Origin of the sequence: Curtobacterium sp. WHRI 8282 (assembly GCF_040223925.2) — a bacterium.
GTDB lineage: Bacteria > Actinomycetota > Actinomycetes > Actinomycetales > Microbacteriaceae > Curtobacterium > Curtobacterium flaccumfaciens.
The window spans coordinates 127,906-152,700 of record NZ_JBEHCD020000004.1 but is presented as its reverse complement, the minus strand read 5'-3'; the positions used below and the strand labels follow the sequence as shown (position 1 = coordinate 152,700).

The window sequence follows — 24,795 nt, the reverse complement described above, 5'->3', positions numbered from 1 at the left end:
CGCTACTTGCGCGTGACCCAGCGGGCTCGGAGCGACAGACCGGCGTGCAGCACGACACGGAGGGGCAACAGCCACCACGCCCGGTACTTCCGCGACAGGAACCGGTACGCGCTGCGGTGGTGCTCGATCTCCATCCGGCGACGGTTCGACGACGTCGAGTGCGCCCCGGTGTGGGTGACCACGGCGGTCGGCACGTACACGTTCGTGCGACCGGAGCGACCCACGCGCTGGCCCAGGTCGACGTCCTCGAAGTACATGAAGTACGACTCGTCGAACCCGTCGAGCTGCCGGAACAGATCGGTGCGGATGAGGAAGCACGCGCCGGACAGCCAGCCGGCCTCACGCTCGACGACCTGCGTCGTGGACCAGTACCGCTGGCTCCAGGGGTTTGCGGGCCAGAACCGCGAGAACGCCGCGTGGCCGAGTCCGGTCCGGAGCGACGGCAACTGGCGCGCGGACGGGTACGTCTCGCCCTGCTCGTCCAGGATCCGCGGCCCGAACGACCCGCCCGTCGGCAGCCGGTCGGCGGCGCGCACGAGTTCGTCGATCGATCCCGGTGCGAGGACGACGTCGGGGTTCGTGACGAGCAGGAACTCGGGGCGGACGTCGGGCAGCACGTCGTCGAGGGCGCTCAGCGCGGCGTCGATGCCCCCGCCGTAGCCGCGGTTGCCCCCGGAGGACACCACGACGGCGCCGTAGGACTCGCCGATCGCCCGCAGTGCGTCGATGTCGGTCGAGCCGTTGTCCGCGATCACGACGGCGACCGGTTCGGACGACGCAGCGGCGACGCTCGCCAGGAACGGTCGGATGGTCTCGCCGGTGTTGTAGGTGACCGTGAGCACCGCGACCCGGATCACCGTGCACCCCCGGCGACGGCGGCGTACGCGTCGACGTGCACGCCCGCGGTGGCCTGCCAGGTGAAGACGTCGGCACGCGCCAGCGCGGCCGCCCGGTGCGACGCCACGAGTGCGGGATCGTCGAGCAGCGCGGCCATCGCCTCGGCCAGTGCGTCAGCGGACGGCTCGGTGTACACCGCTGCGTCGCCGCCGACCTCGGGCAGCGACAACCGCCGGGTGGTCAGGACGCAGGCGCCTGCGGCCATCGCCTCGACCACCGGCAGGCCGAAGCCCTCGCCGAGCGACGGGTAGACGACGAACTCCGCCCCACCGAGGTAGCCGGACAGGTCCTCGAGGGGCAGGTAGCCGGCCTCGATCACGTGGTCGTCGGGCTGCAGGACGTCGAGCCGTGCGATCGCGGACTCGTCCCATCCGCGTGCCCCGGAGAGCACCAGCCACGGGGTGTCCGAACCGGCGGCCGCTCGCGACGCCCGAACGGTGGCGTAGGCGTCGAGCAGGGCCGTGATGTTCTTGCGGGGCTCGATCGTGCCGAGGAACGCGATCCAGGGTGCGCCCTCGGGCAGTGTCGCCGCGATCCGGGCGTCCTCGACCTCGGCGATCGACGGCTCGTGGAACACGGCACGGTCGACGCCGAGCGGTGCGACCCGGACGTCGGCGCGGATCCCGCTGACGACCCGTGCGGCCTCGGTCGCGGTGGCCGCACTCGGCACGATGACGACCGGGCGGCTGCGCAGCGATCGACGGCTCCACCAGGTGAAGAACGTGCGCTTCAGGCGGGAGTGCCACTCGGGGTTCGAGAAGAACGTGGCGTCGTGCAGGGTGACGACGGAGCCGCCGCGCCAGCCGAACGGGAACGTGTAGTGCGGGGAGTGCAGCACCCGCGCGCCGATCCTGCGGCCGAGTGCCGGCAGGCCGGTCTGCTCCCACAGGAACCGCAGCGGGACGGAGTCCGTCCACGCCGGCGCGGTGTGCACGGTGGCGTGCGGCGCCACGGCGCGGAAGTGCTCGGCGTGCACGGGTCGGACGACCAGGTGGACGTCGAGCGCCGGGTCGGTCAGGTGTGACACGACGCCCTCGACGTACCGGCCCACACCGCCGAGTTCGCGCGGTACCGCGGTCCCGTCGACGAGGACGGGGAGCTGCGGCACGCGTGGGTCCTTCCGAACGGGGGCGCGACGGTCGGGTCCGTCGGCGGGGGAGTGACCAGGATAGCCCTCCGCGCTCATGCGCCCGGGTCCACGCTGCGACGAGGGACGGACGCGCGCCGCGACTCGCGGAGCCGCCGCGCGAGGTGCGACGGGAGTGCCCCGACGACGTCCGCGAACGCTGCCAGGACGAGCCGGGCCTCCCGACGGGTGGATGCGGAGCGCAACCCGCGCAGGCCGCGGAAGAGGGTCCGGGCGCTCGCGCGCAGGACGGTCGGCCACGGTGCGTGCCAGAGCGCGACGACCATCCGGTTCCTCGCGTTCCGGAAGAGGAACAGGTCGCTCTGCACGCCGGACGACGCCGAGTGGTCGTGTTCCACGACCGCGCCGGCGGCGTGCTCGACGCGCCACCCGCGTCGGCGGAGCCGCCAGGCGAGCTCGGTGTCCTCGTAGTACATGAACAGGGACTCGTCGAGCAGGCCGACGTCGTCGAGGGCGCTCCGCCGCAGGGCGGAGGCCCCGCCGGAGAACCCGAAGACGTCGACGTCCGCGGCCCGGTCGACGGGCGCGAACCAGTCTCGGTCCATGCCGTTCCCGTCGCGGTCGACGCGCACGCCGGTCGAGTTGAGCCGCACCTCGCCGTCCGCCGACGGCGTCCAGGGACGGCCGTCGTGGTCGCGCAGGACGCGCTGGTCGGGTGCGGGCGTCACGCCGATCGGGAGGCCCGTCCAGCGTCCGGCGAGCACGATGCGGCCCGTCACCGCCGCGACCTCCGGCCCCGCCTGCGCCAGGTGGTCGCGGAGCGCCGCGACGAAGCCGGGCGCGGGCACCGCGTCGTTGTTCAGGAGCACGACGACGTCGGCGTCGGTGTGCCGGATACCGGTGTTCGCGCCGGCTGCGAACCCTCCGTTGTCGTCCCGCGCGATCACGACGGCGTCCGGAAGATCGCGCCGGAGCACGGCGACGGAGTCGTCGGTCGATCCGTTGTCGACGACGATCACGTCGTCGGCGGCGCCCTCGGCGAGCACGGCGCGGACGGCCGCGGTGGTCAGGTCGGCGCGGTTCCAGTTGACGACGACGACCGCGGTGCTGGTCACGCCGTCGGGGATCGTCAGCCCAGCTCCTCGATGGAGGGCTTCGCGTAGACGCTGCCGACGGCGTCGCCGAACGACGGCACCTCGAACGAGTCGCACTCGGGCAGGTCGTGCAGGTGCCGACCGGCGGAGTCCATCATCGACACGTTGATGAAGTACTTGCCGGTGCCGAAGTTCGTGTCAGCGATCCGGAGGCGGAGCTTCTTGCGGCCGTGCAGCGGGTCGAGGTGGATGCCCATGATGCCGGTGGTGGTGCCGTACACCACCTGTCCGGCCGTGTTGTTGATCTGGACCGCGGCCTCCCAGTCCTCGACGCCGTCCAGGTGCTCGAACTCCATGTCGACCAGCAGGTCGTCGCCCGGCGTGACGCCGTCGCGCTGGCCCTTGCCGTCGGCGTGCACCGAGGCCCCGACGACCGTGCCGCGGCCGACCGCCACGTCGGCGCTGAGCTCACCGGCGCGACGCTCCTCGAGGACGTCGCGGAACAGGCTGACCGCACCGATCGGGTCCCCGTCGTGCAGGACCTTGCCCTTGTTCAGGAGCACGACGCGGTCGCACATCTCCTGCACCTGGCTGAGGGAGTGCGTGACGATGATGATCGTCTTGCCCTGCTCCTGGAACGAGCGGATGCGGTCGAGGCACTTGCGCTGGAACGCCTCGTCACCGACGGCCAGCACCTCGTCGACCAGCAGGACGTCGGGGTCGGTGTGCACGGCGACCGCGAAGGCGAGTCGCACGTACATGCCGGATGAGTAGAACTTCACCTGGGTGTCGATGAAGTCGCCGATGCCGGAGAACGCGAGGATGTCGTCGAAGCGTTCCTCGGTCTCCTTGCGCGTCAGGCCGAGCAGGCTCGCGTTGAGGAAGACGTTCTCGCGGCCGGACAGGTCCGGGTGGAACCCGGCGCCGAGCTCGAGCAGGGCCGCCAGGCGTCCGCGGCGCGCGACCGTGCCGGACGTCGGCTGGATGATCCCGCCGATGGCCTTCAGCAGGGTCGACTTGCCGGAACCGTTCTGCCCGATGAGCCCGACGGTGGTGCCGGCCTGGATCGAGACGGTGACGTCGTCGAGCGCCCAGAAGTCCTGCCGGTGCTTCCGTCCGGCACGGCCCAGGGTGACGATCCGCTCGCGGATGGTGTTGTCCTTGCGGACGACGAACCGCTTGCGGACGTGGTCGATGACGATGACGTCCGGGCGGTCGGTGTGGGCGCCGGAGGTCGCCGGGGCGACGGGGGTGCTGATGGCCATGGTCTAGAGCTCCTGCGCGAAGTTGCCCTGCAGCCGGGAGAACACCCGCTGCGCCCCGAGCAGGCAGAAGAGCCCGATCACGAGGGCGATGCCGAGGCGCATCATCAGGTGCGGCGGGTAGTCGACGGGGGTCGGGTGGATCCAGATCGCGTTCTGCAGACCCAGCACCGACAGGGTGAGCGGGTTGTTCGTGTAGACCGCCAGCAGCCACTGCACCTTCAGCTCGGCGACGACCATCGAGTACGAGTAGACGATCGGCGACGCCCAGAGCAGCACCATGAGGCCGACGTCGATCACGAACTGCACGTCGCGCAGGTACACGTTGAGCGCGGACAGCACGAGGCCGATCGCCGCGCCGTAGACCAGGATCACCAGGAGCGACGGGATGAGGTAGATCAACCCCTCGTGCCAGGGGAAGACCCCGAGCACGACGGTCGCGGCGATGAGGATCGCGAACTGGATCAGGAAGTTGACCAGGGCGGCGCCCACGCTCGCGAGGGGGAAGACCTCGCGCGGCACGTAGACCTTCTTGATCAGACCGCTGTTGCCGACGATCGACCCGGTGGAGCCGGCGACGATCTCGCTGAACAGCGTGTAGGCGGTCAGGCCCGTGAACACGTAGATCGCGAAGTTGTCGATCGCCCGTGACGAGCCGAGGATCTTGCCCATCACGAAGTAGTAGATCATCAGCTGGGTCAGCGGACGCACCAGCGTCCACACGAACCCGAGTGCCGAGTCCTTGTACCGCGCCTTCAGGTCGCGGCGGATGAGCATCCCGAGCATCTCGCGCTGACGGAAGACGTCGCGCAGTTCTCTCCAGGTGCCCTTGAAGGCGCTCGTCGGAGCGCCGATCACGACGAGGGGCTCGTTCGCGAGCGCCGTCATGCGGGCTTGGTCGACCATACGTCTCTTCGTTCGTGGGGGCAGGACCGGAACAGCATACTCATTGCACCGCGGGGGAACGCCGCGCGCCCCGTGCGCGGTATCCCTGGCGACTCCGCCCCCGAGCGGGGGGCAAAGTGCGCGAGAGCAACTCTCAACCTTCACTTTGGGGTTACCGTTGATGCAACCCGGACCCTTGTCAACAACCACAGGACGGCCCGAAAGCATGCAGCTTGCTCCACGGTCGATCGCTGCGCTCGCGGTGGTCGGTGCTCTCAGTCTCTTCGCGGCGGGGTGTTCCTCCGGCGACGACCCCCGACCCTCGCCCAGCGCGACGCGGACGGCCAGCGCGACCCCGACGACGTCGCCGAGTGCGACCCCCTCGACGCCCTCGACGCCCGAGTCGACCCAGCCGACCGCGGAGCCGTCCGACGACGACGTCCCGACGGCCTTCCCGGGCAGCGGCGAGACCCCGCAGCCCGACGTCGACCCCGGTGACTTCCCGGCGACGGCGGTCGTCACGTTCTCCGGCTGGGACGCCGGCAGCAAGACGCTCCAGGCGGGCGGTCTGGTGTCCGGCACCACCGACGCCTCGGGGACCTGCACCTTCCAGGCGAAGAAGGGCGGCGTCACCCGCAGCGCGACGAGCACGGCCCAGGCCAGCGCCTCGTCCGTGAACTGCGCGCAGGCGTCGTTCCCCGCGAGCCAGGTGTCGACCGGCACGTGGTCCATCACCCTGCAGTACTCGGTCGGGTCGAAGTCGACCACGTCCGAGCCGATGACGGCGGAGGTGCCGTGATGCGTTCCATCCTCGACCGTGGCGGTCGCCGTCGACCCCTGCGTGCGGTGCTCGGCATGACCGCCGCCCTGGCGATCGCGGTGAGCGGCCTGACCATCGGCACGATCGTGTCCGAGCAGACGACGACCGAACCGGCCTCGGCCGCGGTCCCCGCGAACTTCGACCCGGGCAACATCATCAGCGACGCCAACTTCTACGACGGCGACGCGATGAGCGGATCGGCCGTCCAGTCGTTCCTCAACAGCGTCGCACCGAACTGCAAGCGCGCCTCGGGCGGCCCGGCCTGCCTGAAGGACTTCACGCAGAACATGAGCGCCATCGGGGTCGTCCCGAACCGGTGCTCGGCGATCCCCGGCGGCAACAAGTCCGCAGCCACGGTCATCGCCCAGGTGGGTGCCGCGTGCGGGATCAGCCAGAAGGTGCTGCTGGTCCTGCTGCAGAAGGAGCAGGGCATCGTCGCGACGAACTCGCCGACGAGCTACATGTACCTGCACGCCACCGGCTTCGCCTGCCCGGACACCGCCCCGTGCGACCCGGCGTACTACGGCTTCGGCCAGCAGGTCTACGCCGCGGCACTGCAGTTCAAGCGCTACCAGGCGTCGCCGACGTCGTGGGCGTACCAGGCGGGTCGCAACAACTCGATCCTCTACAACCCGAACGCGGCGTGCGGGCGCAAGACGGTCTACATCAAGAACCAGGCGACCGCGGGCCTGTACATCTACACCCCGTACACGCCGAACACGGCGGCGATGTCGAACCTCTACGGCACCGGTGACTCCTGCTCGGCCTACGGCAACCGCAACTTCTGGCGGATGTACACCGACTGGTTCGGATCGCCCACGGGCGGGTCCTCGCCGATCGGGCACGTCGACTCGCAGTCCGGCAACGTGGGCGGCACCATCGCCGTGCGCGGCTGGACGGCCGACCCGGACACCACCGCCTCGATCAAGGCGCAGTTCTACGTCGACGGCGTCGGCAAGGCGTCGGTGATGGCCGACGCGAACCGCACCGACCTGGCCTCGCGCCTCGGCTCGGGCAACACCGCACACGGCTTCCAGACGACGCTCACGGGCATCACGCCGGGCAAGCACACCGTCTGCGTCTTCGGCATCAACGTCGGCGCGGGCGCGAACACGCTGCTCAACTGCGGTGACGTCACCGTGCCGGCAGCGGCCCCGGTGGGCAGCCTCGAGACCGTCACCGGCGGCACCGGCACGATCGCGGTGAGCGGGTGGGCGCTCGACCGGGACTCGTCCGCCGCGACCGCCTACAAGGTGCAGGTCGACGGTGTCGGCGCGATCTCGGCGACCGCCGACGTCCAGCGGACCGACATCGCCGCGAAGTACCCGGGTGCCAGCAGCACTGTCGGTTTCTCCAGGACGATCCAGAACGTCGCGGCGGGATCGCGGACGGTGTCGCTCTGGACCCAGGACAAGCCGGGCGCGACCTGGGTGCGCGTGGCGCAGAAGGCCGTCACCGTCACGGCGTCGACGGGGACCTCCGGCGCCGTGAAGGGCTCGTTCGAGTCGGCCACCGGCGGCATCGGTTCGGTCGCGCTGAAGGGCTGGGCGATCGACCCGGACACGTACGCGTCGGTGCGGTACAAGATCCACGTCGACGGTGCCGGAGCGGCGGCCGGCAGCGCGAGCGCTGCCCGCAGCGACGTCGCGAAGTCCTACCCGAAGTGGGGATCGTCGCACGGCCTGGCGACCACGCTCACCGGCCTCACCCCCGGCAAGCACACGGTCACCCTCTGGTGGCAGGACCTGCCGAGCGGCACCTACGTCAGCGCCGGGACGAAGACCGTCACGGTCGCGGCCCCGCCGTCGACCGGCACCACGGGCAAGACCGGCGCCGTCACCGGCTCGTTCGAGCAGGCCACCGCCGGTCCGAACACCGTGGCCCTGAAGGGCTGGGCGATCGATCCGGACCGCTACGACCCGGTCAAGTACAAGATCCACCTCGACGGCGTCGGTGCCGCCGCGGGCAGCGCGAACGCGGTCCGTGCGGACATCGCCGCCGCCAAGCCCGGGTGGGGTGACGACCTCGGGCTCGCGGTCACCCTCACCGGCGTCAAGGCGGGCACCCACACGGTGACGGTCTGGTACCAGGACCTGCCCGGCGGGAACTACGTCAGCTTCGGCACGAAGTCCGTGACCGTGCAGGACGCCGTCCCCGCACCCACCGGCAAGACCGGAGCCGTGTACGGCGCCTACGACGCCGCGACGGGCGGCCGGGGGACCGTCGCCGTCAAGGGCTGGGCGATCGACCCGGACACGTTCGCCCCGGTGAGGTACAAGATCCACCTCGACGGTGTCGGCGCGGCCTCCGGCACGGCGAACGCGGTCCGGACCGACGTGGAGCGGGCACACCCGGGATGGGGTTCCGACGTCGGTCTGGCGACGACGCTCAGCGGCGTCAAGCCGGGCAAGCACACCGTGCGCATCTGGTACCAGGAGCTGCCGGGCGGGGCCTACAAGGACTTCGGCACCAAGACGGTGACGGTCTCGTAGCGGGTCCGGGACGACGGAACGGGAGGCTCCCCACCGGGCACGGCCCGTCCGCCGCTGGCGCGTCGGCCCAGAACCGGCCGGCGTCGGCCCAGGTGCCAGCTGCCAGCTGGCACCGCGCCTCCCGTTCCGTCGTCGTCACGTCCGCGGCGCACGCAGCCGCGGCAGCGGTGTCAGCCGCGGCGCCGGAGGGCTCGTGCCACGCCGCCGAGCCGGTCGAGGGCACGGAACTCGGCGGAGTGGGTGAGGGCGTCGTACCGGGTGGCGATCGCGTCACGCTCGGCCTCGGCGTGCCGTCGCGCGGCCTCGGCGTCCTGTCGGGCCCGGTCCAGGACCGCGACCGCCTCCTCGGACACGATGAGCCGGCGGTTGATGTCGTCGACCCCGGCGCGGTGCACGTCGCGCTCCTGCTCGGTCGCGCGCAGGACCTCGCGCTGCAGCGCCGCCCACCGCAGCAGCGGGTGCCGCGCGCCCGAGCGGGTCGCTGCGCGCTCCAGCGCGGCGTCGAGCGACGGCGCGACCTGTTCGGCTCGTCGGGCGTACGAGTGGCGTTCCACGACCACGTTCCGGAGCCGTTCGGCGCGTTCGTCGCGCTCGTCGGCAGGCATCGCGATCGCGCGCTCGAGCGAGGCGGCATCGGTGAAGACCGGGACGTCGGTCAGGCCGAGCTCGTCGAGACCGAGCGCGCAGTTCGTCACCGGCAGCGCGCCGCACGCGAGCGACTCGTACAGCCGTGAGTTGAGGGTGCCGAACTCGGCGGCCGGCGCGATGACGTCGTCGACGACGAACGCGGCGGCCCGGTAGACCTCGGGCAGGGCGAAGTACGACACCGCCGGCCGGAGCTCCACGCCCGGGGCGGCATCGACGTGCTCCACGTTGGCGGCGAACCAGACGACGGGCTCGGCCGGCGCCACCTGCTGCAGCACGTCCTGCACGCCGCGCCTGGCACCCCAGAAGTTGACGGTGGTGACCGTGCGTCCGGTCCGCGGGCCGGGCGTCCCGTCCACGTCGGGCCGGAACAGGTCGAGGTCGACGCCGATCGGGACCACCTCGACGGGGACGTCGACCACCTCGGACAGGGCGTCGCGGGCGATCGAGGACGACGCCCACACGGCGTCGAACTCGGCGAGGGAGGGCGACGATGCCCACTGTGCCGTCCAGTTGCGCACCCACGCCACCGTGGCGGTCCGGGACGGCACGAGTCCGGGGACGAACGACTCGATCATGCTGACGAGCACGGTGGTGTCGTCGGGGACGTCCTCGGTCCAGCGGCGGATCGGCCACAGGTCCACGCCCCAGCCGTGGGCACGCAGCGCCCGGGCGAGACCGAGCGCGACGAACAGGTCGCCCTTGCCCTCGGTGGTGTCGTCCGTCGACACCGCGAAGCGGATCGTCCCCCTGCTGCCCGTCGCGTGGTCGCCACGAGCGATCGCGTCGTACTCGGCGGCGAGCGGGGACGGGGCGGGGGCCGTGGGGATCGAGTGGTGCGTCACGGTGCCCATTGTGCCCGACCCGGGCACGACCTCCGCCGAGCGCCGTGCTGCGCCTTGTAGGGTGTTGTCGGCCGTCGGGCATCCTCGACGGCCGGATCACCGACCCGTGCCGCGCCCGCGGCTGCAGCTGGAGGAACTCGCCGTGACAGAGCGCAAGCCAGGAGTCGTGTCCGTCGTTCTCGTGAACTACAAGGGCACGGACGACACACTGACGAGCATCGCCGAGCTCCGCAAGCAGGACTGGCCGCAGGACCGGCTCGAGGTCATCGTCGTGGACAACGGCTCCGGCCCCGAGCACGTCGGACGGCTCAAGGCCTCCGACCTCGACTTCACGTTCGTCGACTCCGGTGCCAACCTCGGGTTCACGGGCGGCTGCAACCTCGGCGTCGAGCACTCCTCCGGCGAGATCGTGGCGTTCCTGAACAACGACGCCCGTCCGGACACCGGCTGGGTGCGCGAGGCGATGGCGACCTTCGCCGCCGGCGCGGACATCGGTGCCGTGGCGTCGAAGGTCCTCGACTGGGAAGGCGTCAACGTCGACTTCACCGAGGCCGCGATGACCTGGTACGGCATGGGCTACAAGCCCTTCGCCGGGTCGCCGGACACCGGCCGCTGGGAATCCGAGACCGACGTGCTGTTCGGTACGGGTGCGGCGATGTTCATCCGTGCGGAGCTGTTCGAGCAGCTCGGCGGGTTCGACGACCGCTACTTCATGTTCTACGAGGACGTCGACCTGGGATGGCGCCTCAACCTGCTCGGGTGGCGCTTCCGCTACCAGCCGAAGTCGGTCGCGTTCCACAAGCACCACGCGTCGATGAACAAGTTCGGCGACTTCCGCGAGACGTACCTGCTCGAGCGGAACGCGCTCTTCACCCTGTACAAGAACCTCGGTGACGAGCAGCTCGCGGCGGCACTGCCGGGATCGCTCGCGCTGGCCGTCCGCCGGGCCGTCGGCCGCGGTGAACTCGACTCCACCGAGCTCGACCTCCGCAACCCGGGCGACGACAGCGTCCCGACCATCCCGGTGCCGAAGACGAGCATGGCGGGCATCTACGGCGTCGACCAGTTCGTCGAGCAGCTGCCCTCGATGACCGAGTCGCGCCGCGCGATCCAGGCGAGCCGTGTCCGCAGTGACCGCGAGCTCCTGCGCCTGTTCGGCAACCGTGACGAGCCCGCGTACCCGATCGAGAACTACCTGGCCGGCTACGACAAGATCGTGCACTCGCTCGGCGTGCTCGAGGTCGGGACCCGTCGTCGCGTCCTCATCATCACCGGCGACTCGATCGGCGAGAAGATGGCCGGACCGGCGATCCGCGCCACCCAGATGGCGAAGCAGCTCGCGAACGAGCACGACGTGCGTGTGATCAGCCTCACGCGCTCGTCGCAGATCGACCCGTCGTACGACGTCGTCACCGTGCCGCACCGTCACCCGCGGCAGATGGTCGAGCACGAGGCGTGGGCGGACGTCATCATCGTCCAGGGCCACGCGCTCCGGCTGTTCCCGGTGCTCGAGTCCACGCGCAAGATCCTCGTCGTCGACGTCTACGACCCGTTGCACCTCGAGCAGCTCGAGCAGGGCCGCAGCGACGACGTCGACCAGTGGAACCGTCAGATCCTCGACGCCTCGGACACGCTGAACCACCAGCTCGAGCTCGGCGACTACTTCATCTGCGCCTCGGAACGGCAGCGGATGTTCTGGCTCGGCCAGCTCGCCGGGTCCGGGCGGGTGAACGCCCGGACGTACTCCCGCGATCCCGACCTGCGCTCGCTCATCGGCGTCGTGCCGTTCGGCCTCTCCTCGACGCCGCCCGTGCACGACCAGCAGCGGGTCAAGGGCGTGGTGCCGGGCATCGGCAAGACCGACAAGCTCGTCGTGTGGGGTGGCGGGATCTACGACTGGTTCGACCCGATCACGCTCGTGCGCTCGATCGGCCGGCTCGCCGAGCGGAAGCCGAACGTCAAGCTGTTCTTCATGGGCGTGCAGCACCCGAACCCGGACGTGCCCGAGATGGACATCGTCGCCAAGGTGCGTGCCGAGGCCGACGCCCTCGGACTCACGGGCACGAACGTCTTCTTCAACGACGCCTGGATCCCGTACGAGGAGCGCGGTGCGTACCTGCTCGAGGCCGACGCCGGTGTCTCGACGCACTACGAGCACCTCGAGACGACGTTCTCGTTCCGCACCCGGATCCTCGACTACCTGTGGGCCCGTCTGCCGATCGTGACGACCGCCGGCGACTCCTTCGGTGACCTGGTCGCTGCCGAGAAGCTCGGGATCGCCGTGCACGAGCAGGACATCGACGGCCTCGCCGACGCGCTGGAGACCGCGCTCTTCGACAAGAAGGCCCGCGCCGAGTTCATCGGCAACGTCGACCGCATCCGCGAGCAGTTCACGTGGGAGAACGTCCTCGCACCGCTCGTCGAGTTCTGCCGGAACCCCGTCCGCGCGGCGGACAAGTCGGTGCGCGACACCGTCTCGGCCGTCGAACCGCACCAGATGCGCGTGCGCGTGCCCGAGCGCAAGCCGCTGTCGGGCGTCCGCTACGACGTCGGCCGTGCTGTGCACTACTTCCGCACCGAGGGTCCGCGCAGCGTCGCGGGCAAGATCAAGCGGCGCCTGACGAACCGGTGACGCCGGCACCAGCCTCGGCCCTCGTCGTCGTCCCGACGTACGACGAGGCCGAGAACGTCCGTGCGGTCACGGCCGCCGTGCTCCGGGCGGTGCCGACGGCGCACGTCCTGGTGGTCGACGACGGCAGCCCCGACGGCACGGCCGGGGTGGTCCGCGACATCGCGTCGACGGACCCGCGGGTGCACCTGGTCGAGCGCAGCGGCAAGCTCGGCCTGGGCACCGCCTACGTCGCCGGGTTCCGGTGGGGACTCGAACGCGAGTACCCGCTGCTCGTCGAGATGGACGCCGACGGCTCGCACCCCGCCGACCGGCTGCCGGCGTTGCTCGACGCCGTTCGCGACGACGAGTCGGTCGCCCTCGCGATCGGGTCGCGCTGGGTCCCGGGCGGGTCGGTGGTGGACTGGCCGCTGTCGCGGCAGGCGCTGAGCCGGAGCGCGAACACCTACGCCCGGATCCTGCTCGGCGTCGCCGTGCGGGACGTCACGGCGGGCTTCCGCGCCTACCGGGCCGAGTCGCTCGCGCGCATCGACCTCGACACGGTGGACTCGAAGGGTTACTGCTTCCAGATCGACATGACCCTGCGGGTCGACGACCTGGGCAGACGGATCGTCGAGGTGCCGATCCGGTTCCGCGATCGTGTGCACGGGGTCTCGAAGATGAGCCGTTCGGTCGTCGTCGAGGCCATGGTCCGCGTCACCCGGTGGGGACTCCAGCGCCGCTTCCGGCGCCGGCCGCGCGCCTGACGGTACGGCTGATCCGCCCGCCGCACGACGGCGGTGTCCTGGCACATCGCCGGGCAGGAGGCGCGGTGCGGGCGGGCACCGCGCCTCCGGTCCGGCGCTCGTCGCGGCTCAGACGCAGGTGACGTCGCGGTCCTGGTCGTCGACCACGTACTGCACCATCCGGACCTGGCTGCCGGCGGTCAGCCCGGCACCGGAGCACGCCTTCTGCGCGGCCGCCACCCCGTCCTCGCCGACGGCGAGCCAGCTCGGCAGTCCGCGCAGGGGCGACGACGTCGGCACGGTGCCGACGATCTGCGAGAACTGGTACCCGGTGGAGTAGATGCCGACGGTGGACACCCCGGCGGCCCGCAGGGCGGCGACCATGCCCTCGATGTCCGCGCGGTTCTGCGTCTGGTGGTCCTTCGCATCGGCGGCCGTCAGCCAGGACAGCCCCGTCTCGACGTCGATCCACCAGCGGTGGGAGGACGGGTTGGGGACCCCACGGGTGTGGGTGTCCTCGTACGCTCGGGTGTAGCCGTACATGAAGGAACACGCCTGGTCGTAGCCGCCGGTGCAGGTGCCGTACGGGTTCGTGACCGTCGTGCCACCCGGGTCGCGGTTCGTCCGCGGCCAGACCGACGCGGCCTTTCCGGGGTTCGCGGCGAGCACGTAGAGCTGTGTCGCCGGCTGCGACGTCCCGTTCGTGGACCCGGCTGCCCACGTGAGCTGCGGGGCGAGCGAGGGGTTGTCCTGGTTCGGCAGCGAACCGTTCACACCGACGATCCCGAACGCCTGGCCCACGGGGTAGTCCGACGGCGAACCGCCCTGCGGCCACGAGACGTCGGCGCCGAAGCCGGTCCCGCTCGAGCCGTCCAGGAAGTACCCGGCGACGTCGAGGTGGAGCTGCGCCGAGCCGCGCGAGACCTTGGCCTGCACCCGGCGGTCGACGCTCGACCCGGTGACCTTGGCCATCACGAGGTTCGCGACGGGCCGTCCGGCGTCGAACAGCTGCGTCGCCACCTGGGGGTCCTGTCCGGCCGGCGTGAGGCGCAGGTACCCGGCCGTCGTGGGCTTCGTGACCTCGGCGTTGGCGACGACGGCGGTCGCGGTGCCCGGGACCCCGGCCACGCCGGAGAGCCGGACGGTGCCCGCGGTCGTCGACACGGCTCCGGCGAAGGCGCGCGTGGTGTCGATCGGCACGAACACCGAACCGGTCGACGCGTTCGAGTAGTACCCGGCGACGTCCATGAAGACGGTCCCCGATCCCTTCGAGAGCTTCACCTGCGCCGCACCGCCGACGAGCTTCACGATGGCGAGGTTCGACAGCGACTGCCCGGCCGAGTACAGCTGCGTGACGACCTGCGGGTCCTGCCCGGCGGGCGTCACCCGGACGTAGCCCGCCGTCGTCGGCCCACTGACCTCGACGTTGACGGCGACGGCCGTGGCGTCGGCGGGGATCCCGCCGCGGCCGGCGAGCGGCACGGGGACGGGGTTGGTGCCGACCGGGCCGCTGAACACGCGGGCGGCGTCCAGCGGGGCGTACGTCGCTCCGGCGCCGTCGGCGTAGTAGCCGGCGACGTCGAAGTACCCGCTCGCGGTGCCCGCTGAGAGCTTCGCCTGGATCGACCCGTTCACCAGGCGGACGGTCACGAGGTTCGCGATCGTCTGGCCGGCCGCGAAGTCCTGGGTGGCCACGGTGGCGTCCTTGCCGGCCGGCGTCACCCGCACGTAGCCGGCGGCCGTCGGCTTCGCGACCTCGACGTTGACGACGACGGCGGTCGCGTTCGTCGGCACCCCGGCCGAACCGGCGATCTTCACGGCCTTCGGCGTCGTGCCGAGCGCGCCCGACCACACGCGCGTCGTGTCGATCGGCGTGTAGCGACCGGTCGCCGGAGCTGCGGCGTCGGCCGCGGTCGCGGGTGCGACGACGGCGACGCCGGTGGCGACGAGCGCGGTGGTCAGGACGAGAGCGAGGCGGCGGTGCAGGCGCATGTGGTGCTTCCTTGACGACGAGGACCGTCCCCCTGACGGTCCCGGGCAGTCTAGGGGCACCCGGTGACGGGAGCGCGTTCGACGGCGCGGTGGTGTGTCCGTCGGCACACGGCTCGGCGATCAGGTGCGTGGCAGGTGCCGACGCCACGACCGACGTCGTGCCGCGATGACGAGGACGGCCACGAAGACCATCAGGCCCGCGCCGTGCAGCAGGTAGCTCTCCGCCGTGCTGGTGACCGCGAGGAGCACCAGGACGGCGGCCGGCCACACGTAGGCGACGCCGGGGAACGTCGTCGCCGTCACCCACGCGCGTGCGAACGCGAGCACGGCCGTCAGCCCGAGGATGATCGTGCCGGCGAGACCGATCTGCAGCCACGCGTCGATGAACGCGTTCAGCCCGGACGTGAACCGGTGCCCGGCGGGGTCGATGAAGGTGACGTACGGGACGACTGCCTCCCGGGGCCAGGTCCCCACCCAGCCCCAGCCCTGGATCGGGTACTGGCCGATGAACACTCTGATCTGCGACCACAGGTCGAGCCGTGTCGCGGTACCGCCCGCTGCGCCGATCTCGGCGAGGACCCGGTGCCGGGCGAGCACGGCGACGGCGACCATGAGCAGCACCGTCCCGCCCAGGACCCCGTTGACCACGGGCCGTGTCGTCGGGCGGGCGTGCCGCAGCGACCACAGTGCGAGGGCGGTGACCGCGAGGGCGATCATCGCCAGACCGGTGATGGGGGACTGCACCAGCATCAGCGCGATCACGGCGAGGGCGACGGACCCGATCGCCCGCCAGGTGGTCACCGAGCGGGTGAGGAACTCGACGACGAAGGTGACGAGGGCCATCGCCGCGATGAACCCCATGAAGTTGCGGGTGCCACCGATGCCCTGGATCGGGCCGCCGTAGGCGATGGTGCCCTGGATCCCGAACGCGGGGATCGGCAGGTCGAGGACGAGCCCGGACAGGACCTCGAGGCCGAGCGCGGCGACGAGCAGGATGCGGAAGGCGTCGCCGGACGCCCGGATGAGCTGCACCAGGTCGCGGCCGAGCGCCAGGTACAGGCCGAGGCCGATGAAGCAGACGGTGCTGACGAGCCCCCGCAGGGCGACCCACGAGTACTCGCTCCAGAGCACGCTCAGGGCGCAGTAGCCGACGAGGGCCAGGAGCGACAGCGGGAGGACCCCGTGCCACTCGATCCGGTAGCGCTGGCCGAGCAGGCTGAGCCCGGCGAGGACGACGAGGGCGACGAGCACGGCCCAGACCCCGGCGCGTCCGACGAGCGCCTCGACCGTCGGCTGACCGAAGGCGAACAGGACGATGACCGTCGCGAGCGCCTGGCTGAACCGTCCACCGGCGGAGAACCCGACCCACGCGGAGAGGTAGCGGCGCGCGAGCACACGCTTCGTCAACCGTCCGTCCGTCACCCGACCATCTTGGCGCACGCGCCTCGGAGCCGGGCATCGCGGAGCGTCGATATCGCTGATCCGTGATGAACCGGCTAGCGTCGTCCGACGATGCAGCGCCCCGCGAGCACGATCCCCCGCCCGTTCCACGCCCTCGGCGCGGTCGGCGCCGCACTCGTGGTCGGCGTGGTCGTGGCCGCGCTCACGTGGTGGCGCCTCGGTCCGGCGACCCGGGGGACCGTGTGGGCGGAGGACGGCGGTGTGTTCCTCCGGGAACGCCTCGCCCTCGGCCCGGTCGACTCCCTCCTGCACCCGTACGCCGGGTACCTGCACCTCGTGCCGCGGGTCCTCGTCGACGTCGCATGGTCGTTGCCCGTCGAGGAGTACGCCCGGGCGCTGTCGGTCGGCGCCTGCCTGGTCGTCGGGGCGGTGGCGGCGACCGTGTTCGTGCTGTCCCGCGAGGTCGTGCCGCAGTGGCCGCTCCGTGCGCTGCTCGCCGCGGTGCCCGCCCTGCTGCCCCTCGCCCCGTTCGAGATCGCCGGGAACGCCGCGAACCTCCACTGGTTCCTGCTGTTCGCGGTGCCGTGGCTGCTCGCGTACCGGGCACGGACCTGGTGGGGCTCCGCCGTCGTCGCCGTCCTGACCGGCCTCGTCGTCCTCTCCGAGCTGCAGGCGGTGCTGTTCCTCCCGCTCCTCGGACTCGCGTGGTGGCCGCCACGGGATCCGTCCGGAGCCCGGGCGTGGCCCCGCGCCGTCCCGGTCACGGTGGTCGCCCTGACCGGAGGCGTCGCACAGATCGTGACGGCGGCCACCGACCACCGTTCGCGCACCGCGGGCTCGCCGACGATCGCCGACGTGATCGCCGGCTGGGTGCTGCAGCCGGTCGCCGGGATCTGGAACCCCGACGTCGGAGCCGCCGTCCGCTCCGTGGTGACGCACGGCTGGGGCGTCGTGGTCGTCCCCGTCCTGCTCCTGACCGCCGTGCTCGTCGCCGCCGTCGTGGTCGCGCAGTGGCGAGCCCGGTGGGTGATCGTGGCGCTCGCCGTGGCGTCCGGCGGCCTGTGGTGGGCGGCGCTGTACGCCAACGGCGGCGAGGCGCAGCCCTGGGCGGCGCCGACCGCGGCCCTCGCGGCCGTCCCGCCGCTGCGCTACGCCGCTGCGTCCGGCCTGCTGCTGCTCGCCGGCGCAGTCGTCGCGGCGAGCGTCCTGCTGGGGGAGCAGCCGAGGCGGAAGGCCTCGGGCTCGTCGCCGACCCGGTTCGTCCGTCTCCTGACCGGCTGGTGCGTCGTCGCGGTGGTGGTCGTCGCCACGCTGGGCAACGTCGGGCCGGGCCCGACCCGCCGGAGCGATGGTCCGGTCTGGGCGACACAGATCCCGGCGGCGGTCGCGGCGTGCGACGGGGACCCGACGGGTGCGGTCGCCGTCCGGAAGGCACCGTGGCTTGCACGGGTGCCGTGCGCGCGACTGCTCGAGCGCTGACGGCCCCGGTGTGCTCGATCCGTGTCCGGGGAGGCGGTCAGCGCCCGGTCGGCAGCCGGAACTCGCGTCGTGCGGCCGGTGTGCGTGGGCCGTCGCCCGTGGAGTGGGGTTCCTCGCCGACCAGGACGATGCGCGTCTTGATCGCGATGAGGGCGAACAGCACCCAGTTGCCCTGGTAGAGCAACCGGGACTCGGCGACGGACTGCACGAGCAGTGCGACGACGACGAGCAGCGGCAGCAGGGACACCGGGTCGAACGGCCGTGGGACCTGCGTCGCCCCGTACCCGATGCGGGTCGCCGACGACCACGAGCGGTTCAGGGTGGTCAGGACGTACACGGCGAACAGCACCAGCCCGATCAACCCCGTCTGCATCCACACGTCCAGGTACGCGTCGTGGGCCTGCAGGTAGGTCACACCCTTCCGGTGCGCCAGGTCGGCCAGCGTCGGGATGCTCGGCCACCAGTAGCCGATCCAGCCCCACCCGAGCACCGGGTGCTGATCGACCAGGCCGAGGACGCGGTCCCAGATCTGCCCGCGGCCCGTCGCGTCGGCACCCTTGCCGAGCAGCTCCGAGACGGCTCCGCTCGCCGCTGACGAGACCACGGCGACCACCGCGGCGCCGAGCAGGACGACCAGGTACCTGGGGGTCCGCCGCTCGGTCGGGACGCTCCGGATCCACAGCGCGACGACGAGGACGACCACGACGACGAGCGCCGCGACGAGCACGGTGGACGACCGCGTGAGGGCGAGCACCAGGGCGGCCAGGACCAGCCAGCCGACGGCACGGTTCCGCCGGATGCGCCCCTCGGCGAACTGCACGGCGACGGCGATGGCGACGAGCAGGGCCACCATGGCGAGCAGGTTCGCGTTGCCGGGCAGACCCTGGATGCGTCCGCCGGTCAGGAGCTCGGCCCGCGAGAAGTAGAACGCGTCCGGGATGTCCCGGTCGCCGTAGTCGGTCCAGACCGGCACGATCGGGTGGCGCACGACCACGGCCACGAACGCCTCGAACAGCAGCGAGACCAGCAGCACCCAGCGCATGGCGAGGCTCAGCGCGTCCAGGATCCGGCGCCAGGTGAGGGTGGACGCGACGGCGAAGGCCGCCGCGACGCAGATCACCTGCGCGGTGATGCTGGCGAGCGTCGCGAGACGCCAGTGCGACCACGCCACCGACACCAGGCACCAGCCCAGGAAGAACCAGAGCGCCCAGGGCGTCCGGACGATCGGCGGACGCGCCCGGACCAGGATCGAGACACCCCACGCGGCGACGAGCGCCCAGAGGACCGCCCCGCCCACCCACGTGAGCGTGTTGGGGACGGCGTCCCCGGCGAAGAGCACGAACAGCAGGGTTGCCCCGAAGGAGAACGCCTCGCGCTCGGGGACGGTCCCGCGGGACAGCGGCCAGGTGTTCGTCACGACGTCAGGGTACGTGCTCATCGACGACCGTCGCCGCCGAACGTGTCGAGTGCGCCGGCGATCTCGTCGCCGAGGTACGGGGCCAGGGTCACCGCGAAGGTGTTCGTCAGGTGGGTCCGGTCACGGTGCACGAGCACGCCGCCGATGACCGCCGGGCAGATCGTGTCGGTGCAGTAGTAGCGCGACAGGTCGATCAGGCGCGCCTTGTCCGGCATCCGGGCGACCGCCTGCTCGGAGCCGTCGAACAGGGTGAACCCGACCGAACGGCTGGAGTCGCACTCGTCGGTGGTCGGTCCGGACATCTGCCCCACGCAGGCCACGATGTCCGGTCGCGCGCCCGGGTTGTCGCGCAGCGCCACGATCGGGATCCCGACGTCGGCCGCGGCCTGCCACGCCTGCACCAGGCCGCCGACGACGGCGTCCTCCTCGGACTCGCCGGCCGCCGGCTCGACCGGCCCGTTGCCGGTCGAGTGCGTCACGATCACACCGTCGAGGTCCCGGTGGGAGCGGAGGTACGCCATCGCGTTCTGCTTCCAGGCGTTGCAGTCGTCGACCTGCTTCTGCGAGCCAGCGCTCTGCACCGCCGTGGTGAGGTAGCAGCTCTGGTGCCCGGCGACGTCGATGCGCCAGTTGCGTGCCTCGGCGATCTTCTCGTACGTGTCCACGAAGACGTTGTTGTGCGAGTCGCCGATCGCGATGAGGTGCTTCGTGTAGCCGGACTTCGGGCCGAGCGCGCAGACGTTGAACGCGCTCGAGTCGTTCGACCAGCACGCGGGCCGGTTCGAGTCGTCCTCCAGGGCGTTCGCGGGAGCGGGGACGCGGACCGCCGCGAGCGCCGGGTTGACGCAGGGATCGGACGACGAGATCAGTGCCGCCGCTCCGAAGCACCGGACGTCACCGGTGCTCAGGCGCTCCTGGAACTCGGCCGCCTGGACCTGCTGCACGTGCAGGGCGGTGAGCGACGCGGCACCGAGCGCCACGACGAGGGCGGTGCTGACGACGCCGTACAGCGCGACCCGCCGCGGGCGGAGCGACCGCACCCGCGCGGAGAACCGCAGGGGTTCCTCGATGCCGAGCGTCGTCACGGCGGCGACCACGACCGAGCCGACCAGGATCGCGAGCCGGTCCTTCGTCGTGAGGTCGTGGCGGAGCACGATCGGCAGCAGGACGACCGCGGGCCAGTGCCAGAGGTAGACCGCGTACGAGATCCGGCCGAGGAACGCGACCGGGGTGGACCGGCCGACGCGCTGCAGGCCGGAGTGCCCACCGAACAGCACGACGAGCGTGGCTGACACGACGGGCAGGGCCGCGGCGATGCCCGGGAACGGCGTCGACGCGGTGATGGCGAACAACGACACCACCAGCCCGGCTGCGCCGAGCCACGCGCCGACGATGCGCACCGACCGCGCCGGCGTCGTCCGCGGTGCCGTCAGGGGGAGGGTCGCGGCAAGGCCGCCGAGCGCGAACTCCCACGCCCTGGTCGCCGTCGAGAAGTACGCGACACCCGGGGCCGTCTGCGTCTGGATGATGCTCCACGCGAGCGACAGCACGACCACGGCCCCCAGGAGCACCCGGGTGACGGTGACCGGGTCGGCACCCGATCGGCGCATGCGGCGAGCGGCCCACAGTGCGGCGAGCAGGAGGAGCGGGAGGGCGATGTAGAACTGCTCCTCGACCGACAGCGACCAGAAGTGCTGGAACGGCGACGGCCGGTTGCCCTGCGCCAGGTAGTCGACCGAGTCGGCTGCCAGCTGCCAGTTCTGCACGTACACCGTCGACGCGATGAGCTCGCGTCCGTACTGCCCCCAGAGCGCGCTCGGCACCCACAGCAGGACGGCGGAACCGGTCGCGACGATGGTGATGAACGCCCCGGGCAGCAGCCGTTTCGCCCGGCGCGCCCAGAACCCGGCGAGTCCGATCCGGCCGGTGGCGGTGAGCTCGCGGAGCAGGTGTCCGGTGATGAGGAAACCCGAGATGACGAAGAACACGTCGACGCCGACGAACCCGCCGGGCAGACGTGCCGGCCAGAGGTGGTAGAGCACGACCGCCAGGACCGCGAACGCGCGGAGCCCCTGGATGTCCCACCGGGTCGGGTCGGTCGACCGGGGCGAAGAGGTGCGGAGGGATCCTCGGGTCGGCGGTTCGACCGTGCTTGCAGACATCGCGGAGATTCTAGTGTCGCGCGCCGCGCCGGTAGGCTCTGGCCCATGTTCCTCGGCATCACGAACACCCCCCGCGACTACGCCTGGGGCTCGGTCACCGCGATCCCGGAGCTCCTCGGCCGTACCGTCACGGGTGCCCCGCAGGCGGAGCTCTGGCTCGGCGCCCACGCCGGCAGCCCCAGTGTCGTCGTCAACCCGGCCATGGTCGGCGGGGCCGACACGCTCCGTGACTGGATCGCCGACGAGCCGGAGACCGCACTGGGTCCGGACCGCACCGACCTGCCCTTCCTGCTCAAGGTGCTCGCGGCGGCGGCACCGCTCTCGCTGCAGGCGCACCCGACCCCGGAGCAGGCGGAGGAAGGGTTCGCCCGCGAGGAGCGCGAGGGGATCCCGCTCGACGACCCGGCCCGCAACTACAAGGACCCGTTCCCGAAGCCCGAGCTCGTCGTCGCGCTGAGCGAGCGGTTCGAGGCGCTGAGCGGCTTCCGCCCCGTCGAGGAGACCCTGGCCGAGGTGCGCGTGCTCGACGCCGGCACCGGACGGCTCGGTCCGCTCGAGGTGCACCTGCTGCACGGGCTCGAGGACACCGTCCGCTGGCTCGAGACCGCCGACGAGTCGGCGCTCGCCGTGGTGCAGGCCGCGAGCGACCTGGCCGTCTCGCTCGACGACGACCTGCTCACCCCGAACACCGCGACCGTCCGCGACCTGGCGACCAGCTGGCCCGGTGACCCCGGCATCGTCGTCTCCCTGCTCATGCACCGGGTGACGCTCGCCGCTAGGCAGGCCATGTACCTGCCCGCCGGCAACATCCACGCCTACCTCGACGGGCTCGGTATCGAGCTGATGGCGCCGTCGGACAACGTGCTGCGCGGCGGGCTCACGCCGAAGCACGTCGACGTACCGGAGCTCCTGCGGGTGCTCGACTTCACCGCGTACCCGGCCCCGGTCCTCGAGCCGGAGCGCATCGCCCCGGGCGTCGACCGGTTCGCGCCGGACGGCGTCGGGTTCGCGCTGCTGCGGGTGGACGGCGACGGTCGCCCCGCGGGACTGAGCACCGGCGGCGTCGCCCCGCTGGTCGGCCCGTCGATCGCCGTCTGCACCGAGGGCGTCGTCACGCTCGTCGGCGCGAAGTCCGCCACCCTGCTCCGCAAGGGCGAGTCGTGCTTCGTCACGCCGGACGAGGGCGACGTGACGGTCGAGGCGGACTCGTCGGACGGCATCACGTCCACCGTGTTCATCGCCACCGGCGCCTAGGGCGCGACACCGGCGCCGCGACCGGGGCGTCGCCGACGTCCGCTAGCGTGGCGAGCATGAGTTGGCTGGTCACCGGCGGTGCCGGGTACATCGGGTCCCACGTCGTCCGAGCACTGCGCTCGGCCGGCATCGACACGGTCGCGTTCGACGACCTCTCGAGCGGCTTCCGCGCGTTCGTCCCGGACGACGTGCCGTTCGTCGAGGGCACGATCCTCGACGGCGAGCTCGTCGCACGCACCCTGCGCGAGCACGAGGTCACCGGCGTGGTCCACGTCGCGGGGTTCAAGTACGCCGGCGTCTCGGTCGAGCGTCCGCTGCACACCTACGAGCAGAACGTCACCGGCATGGCCACCCTGCTGCGTGCGATGGCCGAGACCGGCGTCACCAAGGCGGTGTTCTCGTCGAGCGCGGCGGTCTACGGCACCCCGGACGTCGAGACCGTGGTCGAGTCCACCCCGAAGAACCCGGAGTCGCCCTACGGCGAGTCGAAGCTCATCGGCGAGTGGCTGCTGCGCGACATGGAGGTCGCCGCGGGCTTCACCACCACGTCGCTGCGGTACTTCAACGTCGTCGGTTCGGGGGAGCCCGACCTGTACGACGCCAGCCCGCACAACCTGTTCCCGCTGGTCTTCGACGCGCTGCTCGCCGGCCGGACCCCGCGGATCAACGGCGACGACTACGCCACCCCGGACGGCACCTGCGTGCGTGACTACGTGCACGTGGCCGACCTGGCGCACTCGCACGCGGTGGCCGCGCAGAAGCTCGAGGCGGGGGAGCCGCTCGAGCGTGCCTACAACCTCGGCAGCGGCGACGGCGTCAGCGTCCGGCAGATCATGGACGCCATGGCGGCGGGCACCGGGATCGCCTTCGACCCCGAGATCGCACCGCGGCGCCCCGGCGACCCGGCCCGCATCGTCGCGACCGGCGAGGCCGCCGCCCGTGACCTCGAGTGGGCGATGCGGCACTCCCTGGACGAGATGGTGTCGAGCGCGTGGGAGGCCCGTCGCAGCGCCTCCTGAGCGCCTGAGGACGCGTCAGTTGTCCCCCGGAAGGCCCACCTGTGCGGTGCGACACGCCCAAACGGGGGACATGACACGCTGGAGCGGTCAGTGGCTTCTATGATCCGCGACTTGACTCAGGCGAATGACACCGCTGTAATTACAGGCAACGGCCGCAAGAGTTGGGGTTCGTTGTCGAGGCGGCAGGGGTGATCAGGGTGAACGGTTCCGAGTTCCACGCCGGAGTTCCGGAGGACTGGCACGTCGATCCCGTGGCGCTCGGCGTCCCGGGTGTCCGACGTCCGGAGACCGACGACGAGGAGAACCCGCTCGCCTGGCAGGTCGACTCGCTCTGCGCGCAGACCGACCCCGAGGCGTTCTTCCCCGAGAAGGGCGGCTCCACGCGCGAGGCGAAGAAGATCTGCACCTCGTGCGAGGTCCGGGCGCAGTGCCTCGAGTACGCGCTCGAGAACGACGAACGCTTCGGCATCTGGGGCGGCCTCTCCGAGCGCGAACGCCGCAAGCTGCGGAAGCGGGCGTAGGAGCGTTCACGGCGCGCCAGCGCCGTGCGACTGCGCCCCTGAGGAGCCTGCGACGAAGGCGCCGGAAGGCGACCACCTCCGCCCGTCCCGCACCGTGCAGTGAGCGCGCCCACAGGTTCACGGCGCGCCGCCGTGCGCAGCCGACACCGCGCCTCCAGACCGTAGAGTG

Annotated in this window: 18 protein-coding genes; 8 read left to right on the top strand and 10 right to left on the bottom strand. The window is 71.7% G+C overall.

Features of this window, described 5'->3' with window-relative positions; genetic code table 11:
* Nucleotides 1-2: 2 nt before the first annotated feature.
* From ABRP24_RS14585 to ABRP24_RS14565, 5 genes are all read right to left on the bottom strand, one after another.
* Nucleotides 3-857: a glycosyltransferase family 2 protein gene (locus ABRP24_RS14585; RefSeq protein WP_027466485.1), complete on the bottom strand. Its 855-nt coding sequence runs from the start codon at nucleotides 855-857 to the stop codon at nucleotides 3-5.
* The gene (locus tag ABRP24_RS14580; protein WP_349848943.1) at nucleotides 854-2,005 is read right to left on the bottom strand and encodes a glycosyltransferase family 1 protein; all 1,152 of its coding nucleotides are present in this window, start codon (nucleotides 2,003-2,005) and stop codon (nucleotides 854-856) included. The genes ABRP24_RS14585 and ABRP24_RS14580 overlap by 4 nt, the downstream gene beginning before the upstream one ends.
* 74 nt (nucleotides 2,006-2,079) lie before the next feature.
* Nucleotides 2,080-3,099: a glycosyltransferase family 2 protein gene (locus ABRP24_RS14575; RefSeq protein ID WP_349848941.1), complete on the bottom strand. Its 1,020-nt coding sequence runs from the start codon at nucleotides 3,097-3,099 to the stop codon at nucleotides 2,080-2,082.
* 14 nt (nucleotides 3,100-3,113) lie between these two features.
* Nucleotides 3,114-4,343, bottom strand: coding sequence for an ABC transporter ATP-binding protein (locus ABRP24_RS14570; protein WP_214520463.1), 1,230 nt, complete (start codon nucleotides 4,341-4,343; stop codon nucleotides 3,114-3,116).
* 3 nt (nucleotides 4,344-4,346) lie between these two features.
* The gene (locus ABRP24_RS14565) at nucleotides 4,347-5,246 is read right to left on the bottom strand and encodes an ABC transporter permease (protein ID WP_027466489.1); all 900 of its coding nucleotides are present in this window, start codon (nucleotides 5,244-5,246) and stop codon (nucleotides 4,347-4,349) included.
* Between the two features lie 205 nt (nucleotides 5,247-5,451).
* Here ABRP24_RS14565 and ABRP24_RS14560 point away from each other — a divergent pair, with 205 nt between their 5' ends.
* On the top strand, nucleotides 5,452-6,024 hold the full coding sequence (locus ABRP24_RS14560) for a hypothetical protein (RefSeq protein WP_111056083.1): 573 nt from the start codon (nucleotides 5,452-5,454) through the stop codon (nucleotides 6,022-6,024).
* A complete protein-coding gene (locus ABRP24_RS14555) occupies nucleotides 6,024-8,537 on the top strand; it encodes a hypothetical protein (protein ID WP_051596918.1) in 2,514 nt (837 codons plus the stop codon). The genes ABRP24_RS14560 and ABRP24_RS14555 overlap by 1 nt, the downstream gene beginning before the upstream one ends.
* A gap of 170 nt (nucleotides 8,538-8,707) precedes the next feature.
* Here the strand turns inward: ABRP24_RS14555 and ABRP24_RS14550 are convergent, their stop codons facing one another.
* A complete protein-coding gene (locus ABRP24_RS14550) occupies nucleotides 8,708-10,027 on the bottom strand; it encodes a glycosyltransferase (RefSeq protein WP_175474949.1) in 1,320 nt (439 codons plus the stop codon).
* On the opposite strand from ABRP24_RS14550, the gene ABRP24_RS14545 reads away from it, so the two are divergent.
* Nucleotides 10,005-12,659 (top strand): glycosyltransferase, encoded by a 2,655-nt coding sequence (locus ABRP24_RS14545; RefSeq protein WP_371836758.1) that lies wholly within the window; start codon nucleotides 10,005-10,007, stop codon nucleotides 12,657-12,659. The genes ABRP24_RS14550 and ABRP24_RS14545 overlap by 23 nt on opposite strands.
* On the top strand, nucleotides 12,656-13,402 hold the full coding sequence (locus ABRP24_RS14540) for a polyprenol monophosphomannose synthase (RefSeq protein WP_349848937.1): 747 nt from the start codon (nucleotides 12,656-12,658) through the stop codon (nucleotides 13,400-13,402). Before ABRP24_RS14545 ends, ABRP24_RS14540 begins: the two co-directional genes overlap by 4 nt.
* Nucleotides 13,403-13,510: 108 nt before the next feature.
* On the opposite strand, the gene ABRP24_RS14535 is transcribed toward ABRP24_RS14540, so the two are convergent.
* Complete coding sequence (locus tag ABRP24_RS14535; RefSeq protein ID WP_349848935.1) at nucleotides 13,511-15,373, bottom strand: hypothetical protein; 1,863 nt, start codon at nucleotides 15,371-15,373, stop codon at nucleotides 13,511-13,513.
* 120 nt (nucleotides 15,374-15,493) lie between these two features.
* Nucleotides 15,494-16,795 (bottom strand): O-antigen ligase, encoded by a 1,302-nt coding sequence (locus ABRP24_RS14530; RefSeq protein ID WP_081827387.1) that lies wholly within the window; start codon nucleotides 16,793-16,795, stop codon nucleotides 15,494-15,496.
* A 90-nt stretch (nucleotides 16,796-16,885) separates the two neighbouring features.
* On the opposite strand from ABRP24_RS14530, the gene ABRP24_RS14525 reads away from it, so the two are divergent.
* On the top strand, nucleotides 16,886-18,253 hold the full coding sequence (locus ABRP24_RS14525; protein WP_349848933.1) for a hypothetical protein: 1,368 nt from the start codon (nucleotides 16,886-16,888) through the stop codon (nucleotides 18,251-18,253).
* 37 nt (nucleotides 18,254-18,290) lie between these two features.
* Here the strand turns inward: ABRP24_RS14525 and ABRP24_RS14520 are convergent, their stop codons facing one another.
* Both ABRP24_RS14520 and ABRP24_RS14515 read right to left on the bottom strand, forming a co-directional pair.
* On the bottom strand, nucleotides 18,291-19,691 hold the full coding sequence (locus ABRP24_RS14520) for an O-antigen ligase family protein (protein WP_349848931.1): 1,401 nt from the start codon (nucleotides 19,689-19,691) through the stop codon (nucleotides 18,291-18,293).
* The gene (locus ABRP24_RS14515; RefSeq protein ID WP_083404086.1) at nucleotides 19,688-21,832 is read right to left on the bottom strand and encodes an acyltransferase family protein; all 2,145 of its coding nucleotides are present in this window, start codon (nucleotides 21,830-21,832) and stop codon (nucleotides 19,688-19,690) included. The genes ABRP24_RS14520 and ABRP24_RS14515 overlap by 4 nt, the downstream gene beginning before the upstream one ends.
* A gap of 45 nt (nucleotides 21,833-21,877) precedes the next feature.
* Between ABRP24_RS14515 and manA the strand changes: the two genes are divergently transcribed.
* The 3 genes from manA (at nucleotide 21,878) to ABRP24_RS14500 (ending at nucleotide 24,626) form a co-directional block, all read left to right on the top strand.
* Nucleotides 21,878-23,086, top strand: a complete 1,209-nt coding sequence (manA, locus tag ABRP24_RS14510) for a mannose-6-phosphate isomerase, class I (RefSeq protein ID WP_349848928.1) — start codon at nucleotides 21,878-21,880, stop codon at nucleotides 23,084-23,086.
* 56 nt (nucleotides 23,087-23,142) lie between these two features.
* Nucleotides 23,143-24,105 (top strand): UDP-glucose 4-epimerase GalE, encoded by a 963-nt coding sequence (gene galE / locus ABRP24_RS14505; protein WP_027466495.1) that lies wholly within the window; start codon nucleotides 23,143-23,145, stop codon nucleotides 24,103-24,105.
* A 188-nt stretch (nucleotides 24,106-24,293) separates the two neighbouring features.
* Nucleotides 24,294-24,626: a WhiB family transcriptional regulator gene (locus tag ABRP24_RS14500; RefSeq protein WP_081827389.1), complete on the top strand. Its 333-nt coding sequence runs from the start codon at nucleotides 24,294-24,296 to the stop codon at nucleotides 24,624-24,626.
* The last annotated feature ends 169 nt before the right edge of the window (nucleotides 24,627-24,795 follow it).

Bases quoted from the DNA above. Each gene is read 5' to 3' on its own strand.
- ABRP24_RS14570 (WP_214520463.1), bottom strand. From the start codon at position 4,343: ATGGCCATCAGCACCCCCGTCGCCCCGGCGACCTCCGGCGCCCACACC.
- ABRP24_RS14565 (WP_027466489.1), bottom strand. From the start codon at position 5,246: ATGGTCGACCAAGCCCGCATGACGGCGCTCGCGAACGAGCCCCTCGTC.
- ABRP24_RS14560 (WP_111056083.1), top strand. From the start codon at position 5,452: ATGCAGCTTGCTCCACGGTCGATCGCTGCGCTCGCGGTGGTCGGTGCT.
- ABRP24_RS14555 (WP_051596918.1), top strand. From the start codon at position 6,024: ATGCGTTCCATCCTCGACCGTGGCGGTCGCCGTCGACCCCTGCGTGCG.
- ABRP24_RS14535 (WP_349848935.1), bottom strand. From the start codon at position 15,373: ATGCGCCTGCACCGCCGCCTCGCTCTCGTCCTGACCACCGCGCTCGTC.
- ABRP24_RS14525 (WP_349848933.1), top strand. From the start codon at position 16,886: ATGCAGCGCCCCGCGAGCACGATCCCCCGCCCGTTCCACGCCCTCGGC.
- ABRP24_RS14520 (WP_349848931.1), bottom strand. From the start codon at position 19,691: ATGAGCACGTACCCTGACGTCGTGACGAACACCTGGCCGCTGTCCCGC.
- ABRP24_RS14515 (WP_083404086.1), bottom strand. From the start codon at position 21,832: ATGTCTGCAAGCACGGTCGAACCGCCGACCCGAGGATCCCTCCGCACC.
- manA (WP_349848928.1), top strand. From the start codon at position 21,878: ATGTTCCTCGGCATCACGAACACCCCCCGCGACTACGCCTGGGGCTCG.
- galE (WP_027466495.1), top strand. From the start codon at position 23,143: ATGAGTTGGCTGGTCACCGGCGGTGCCGGGTACATCGGGTCCCACGTC.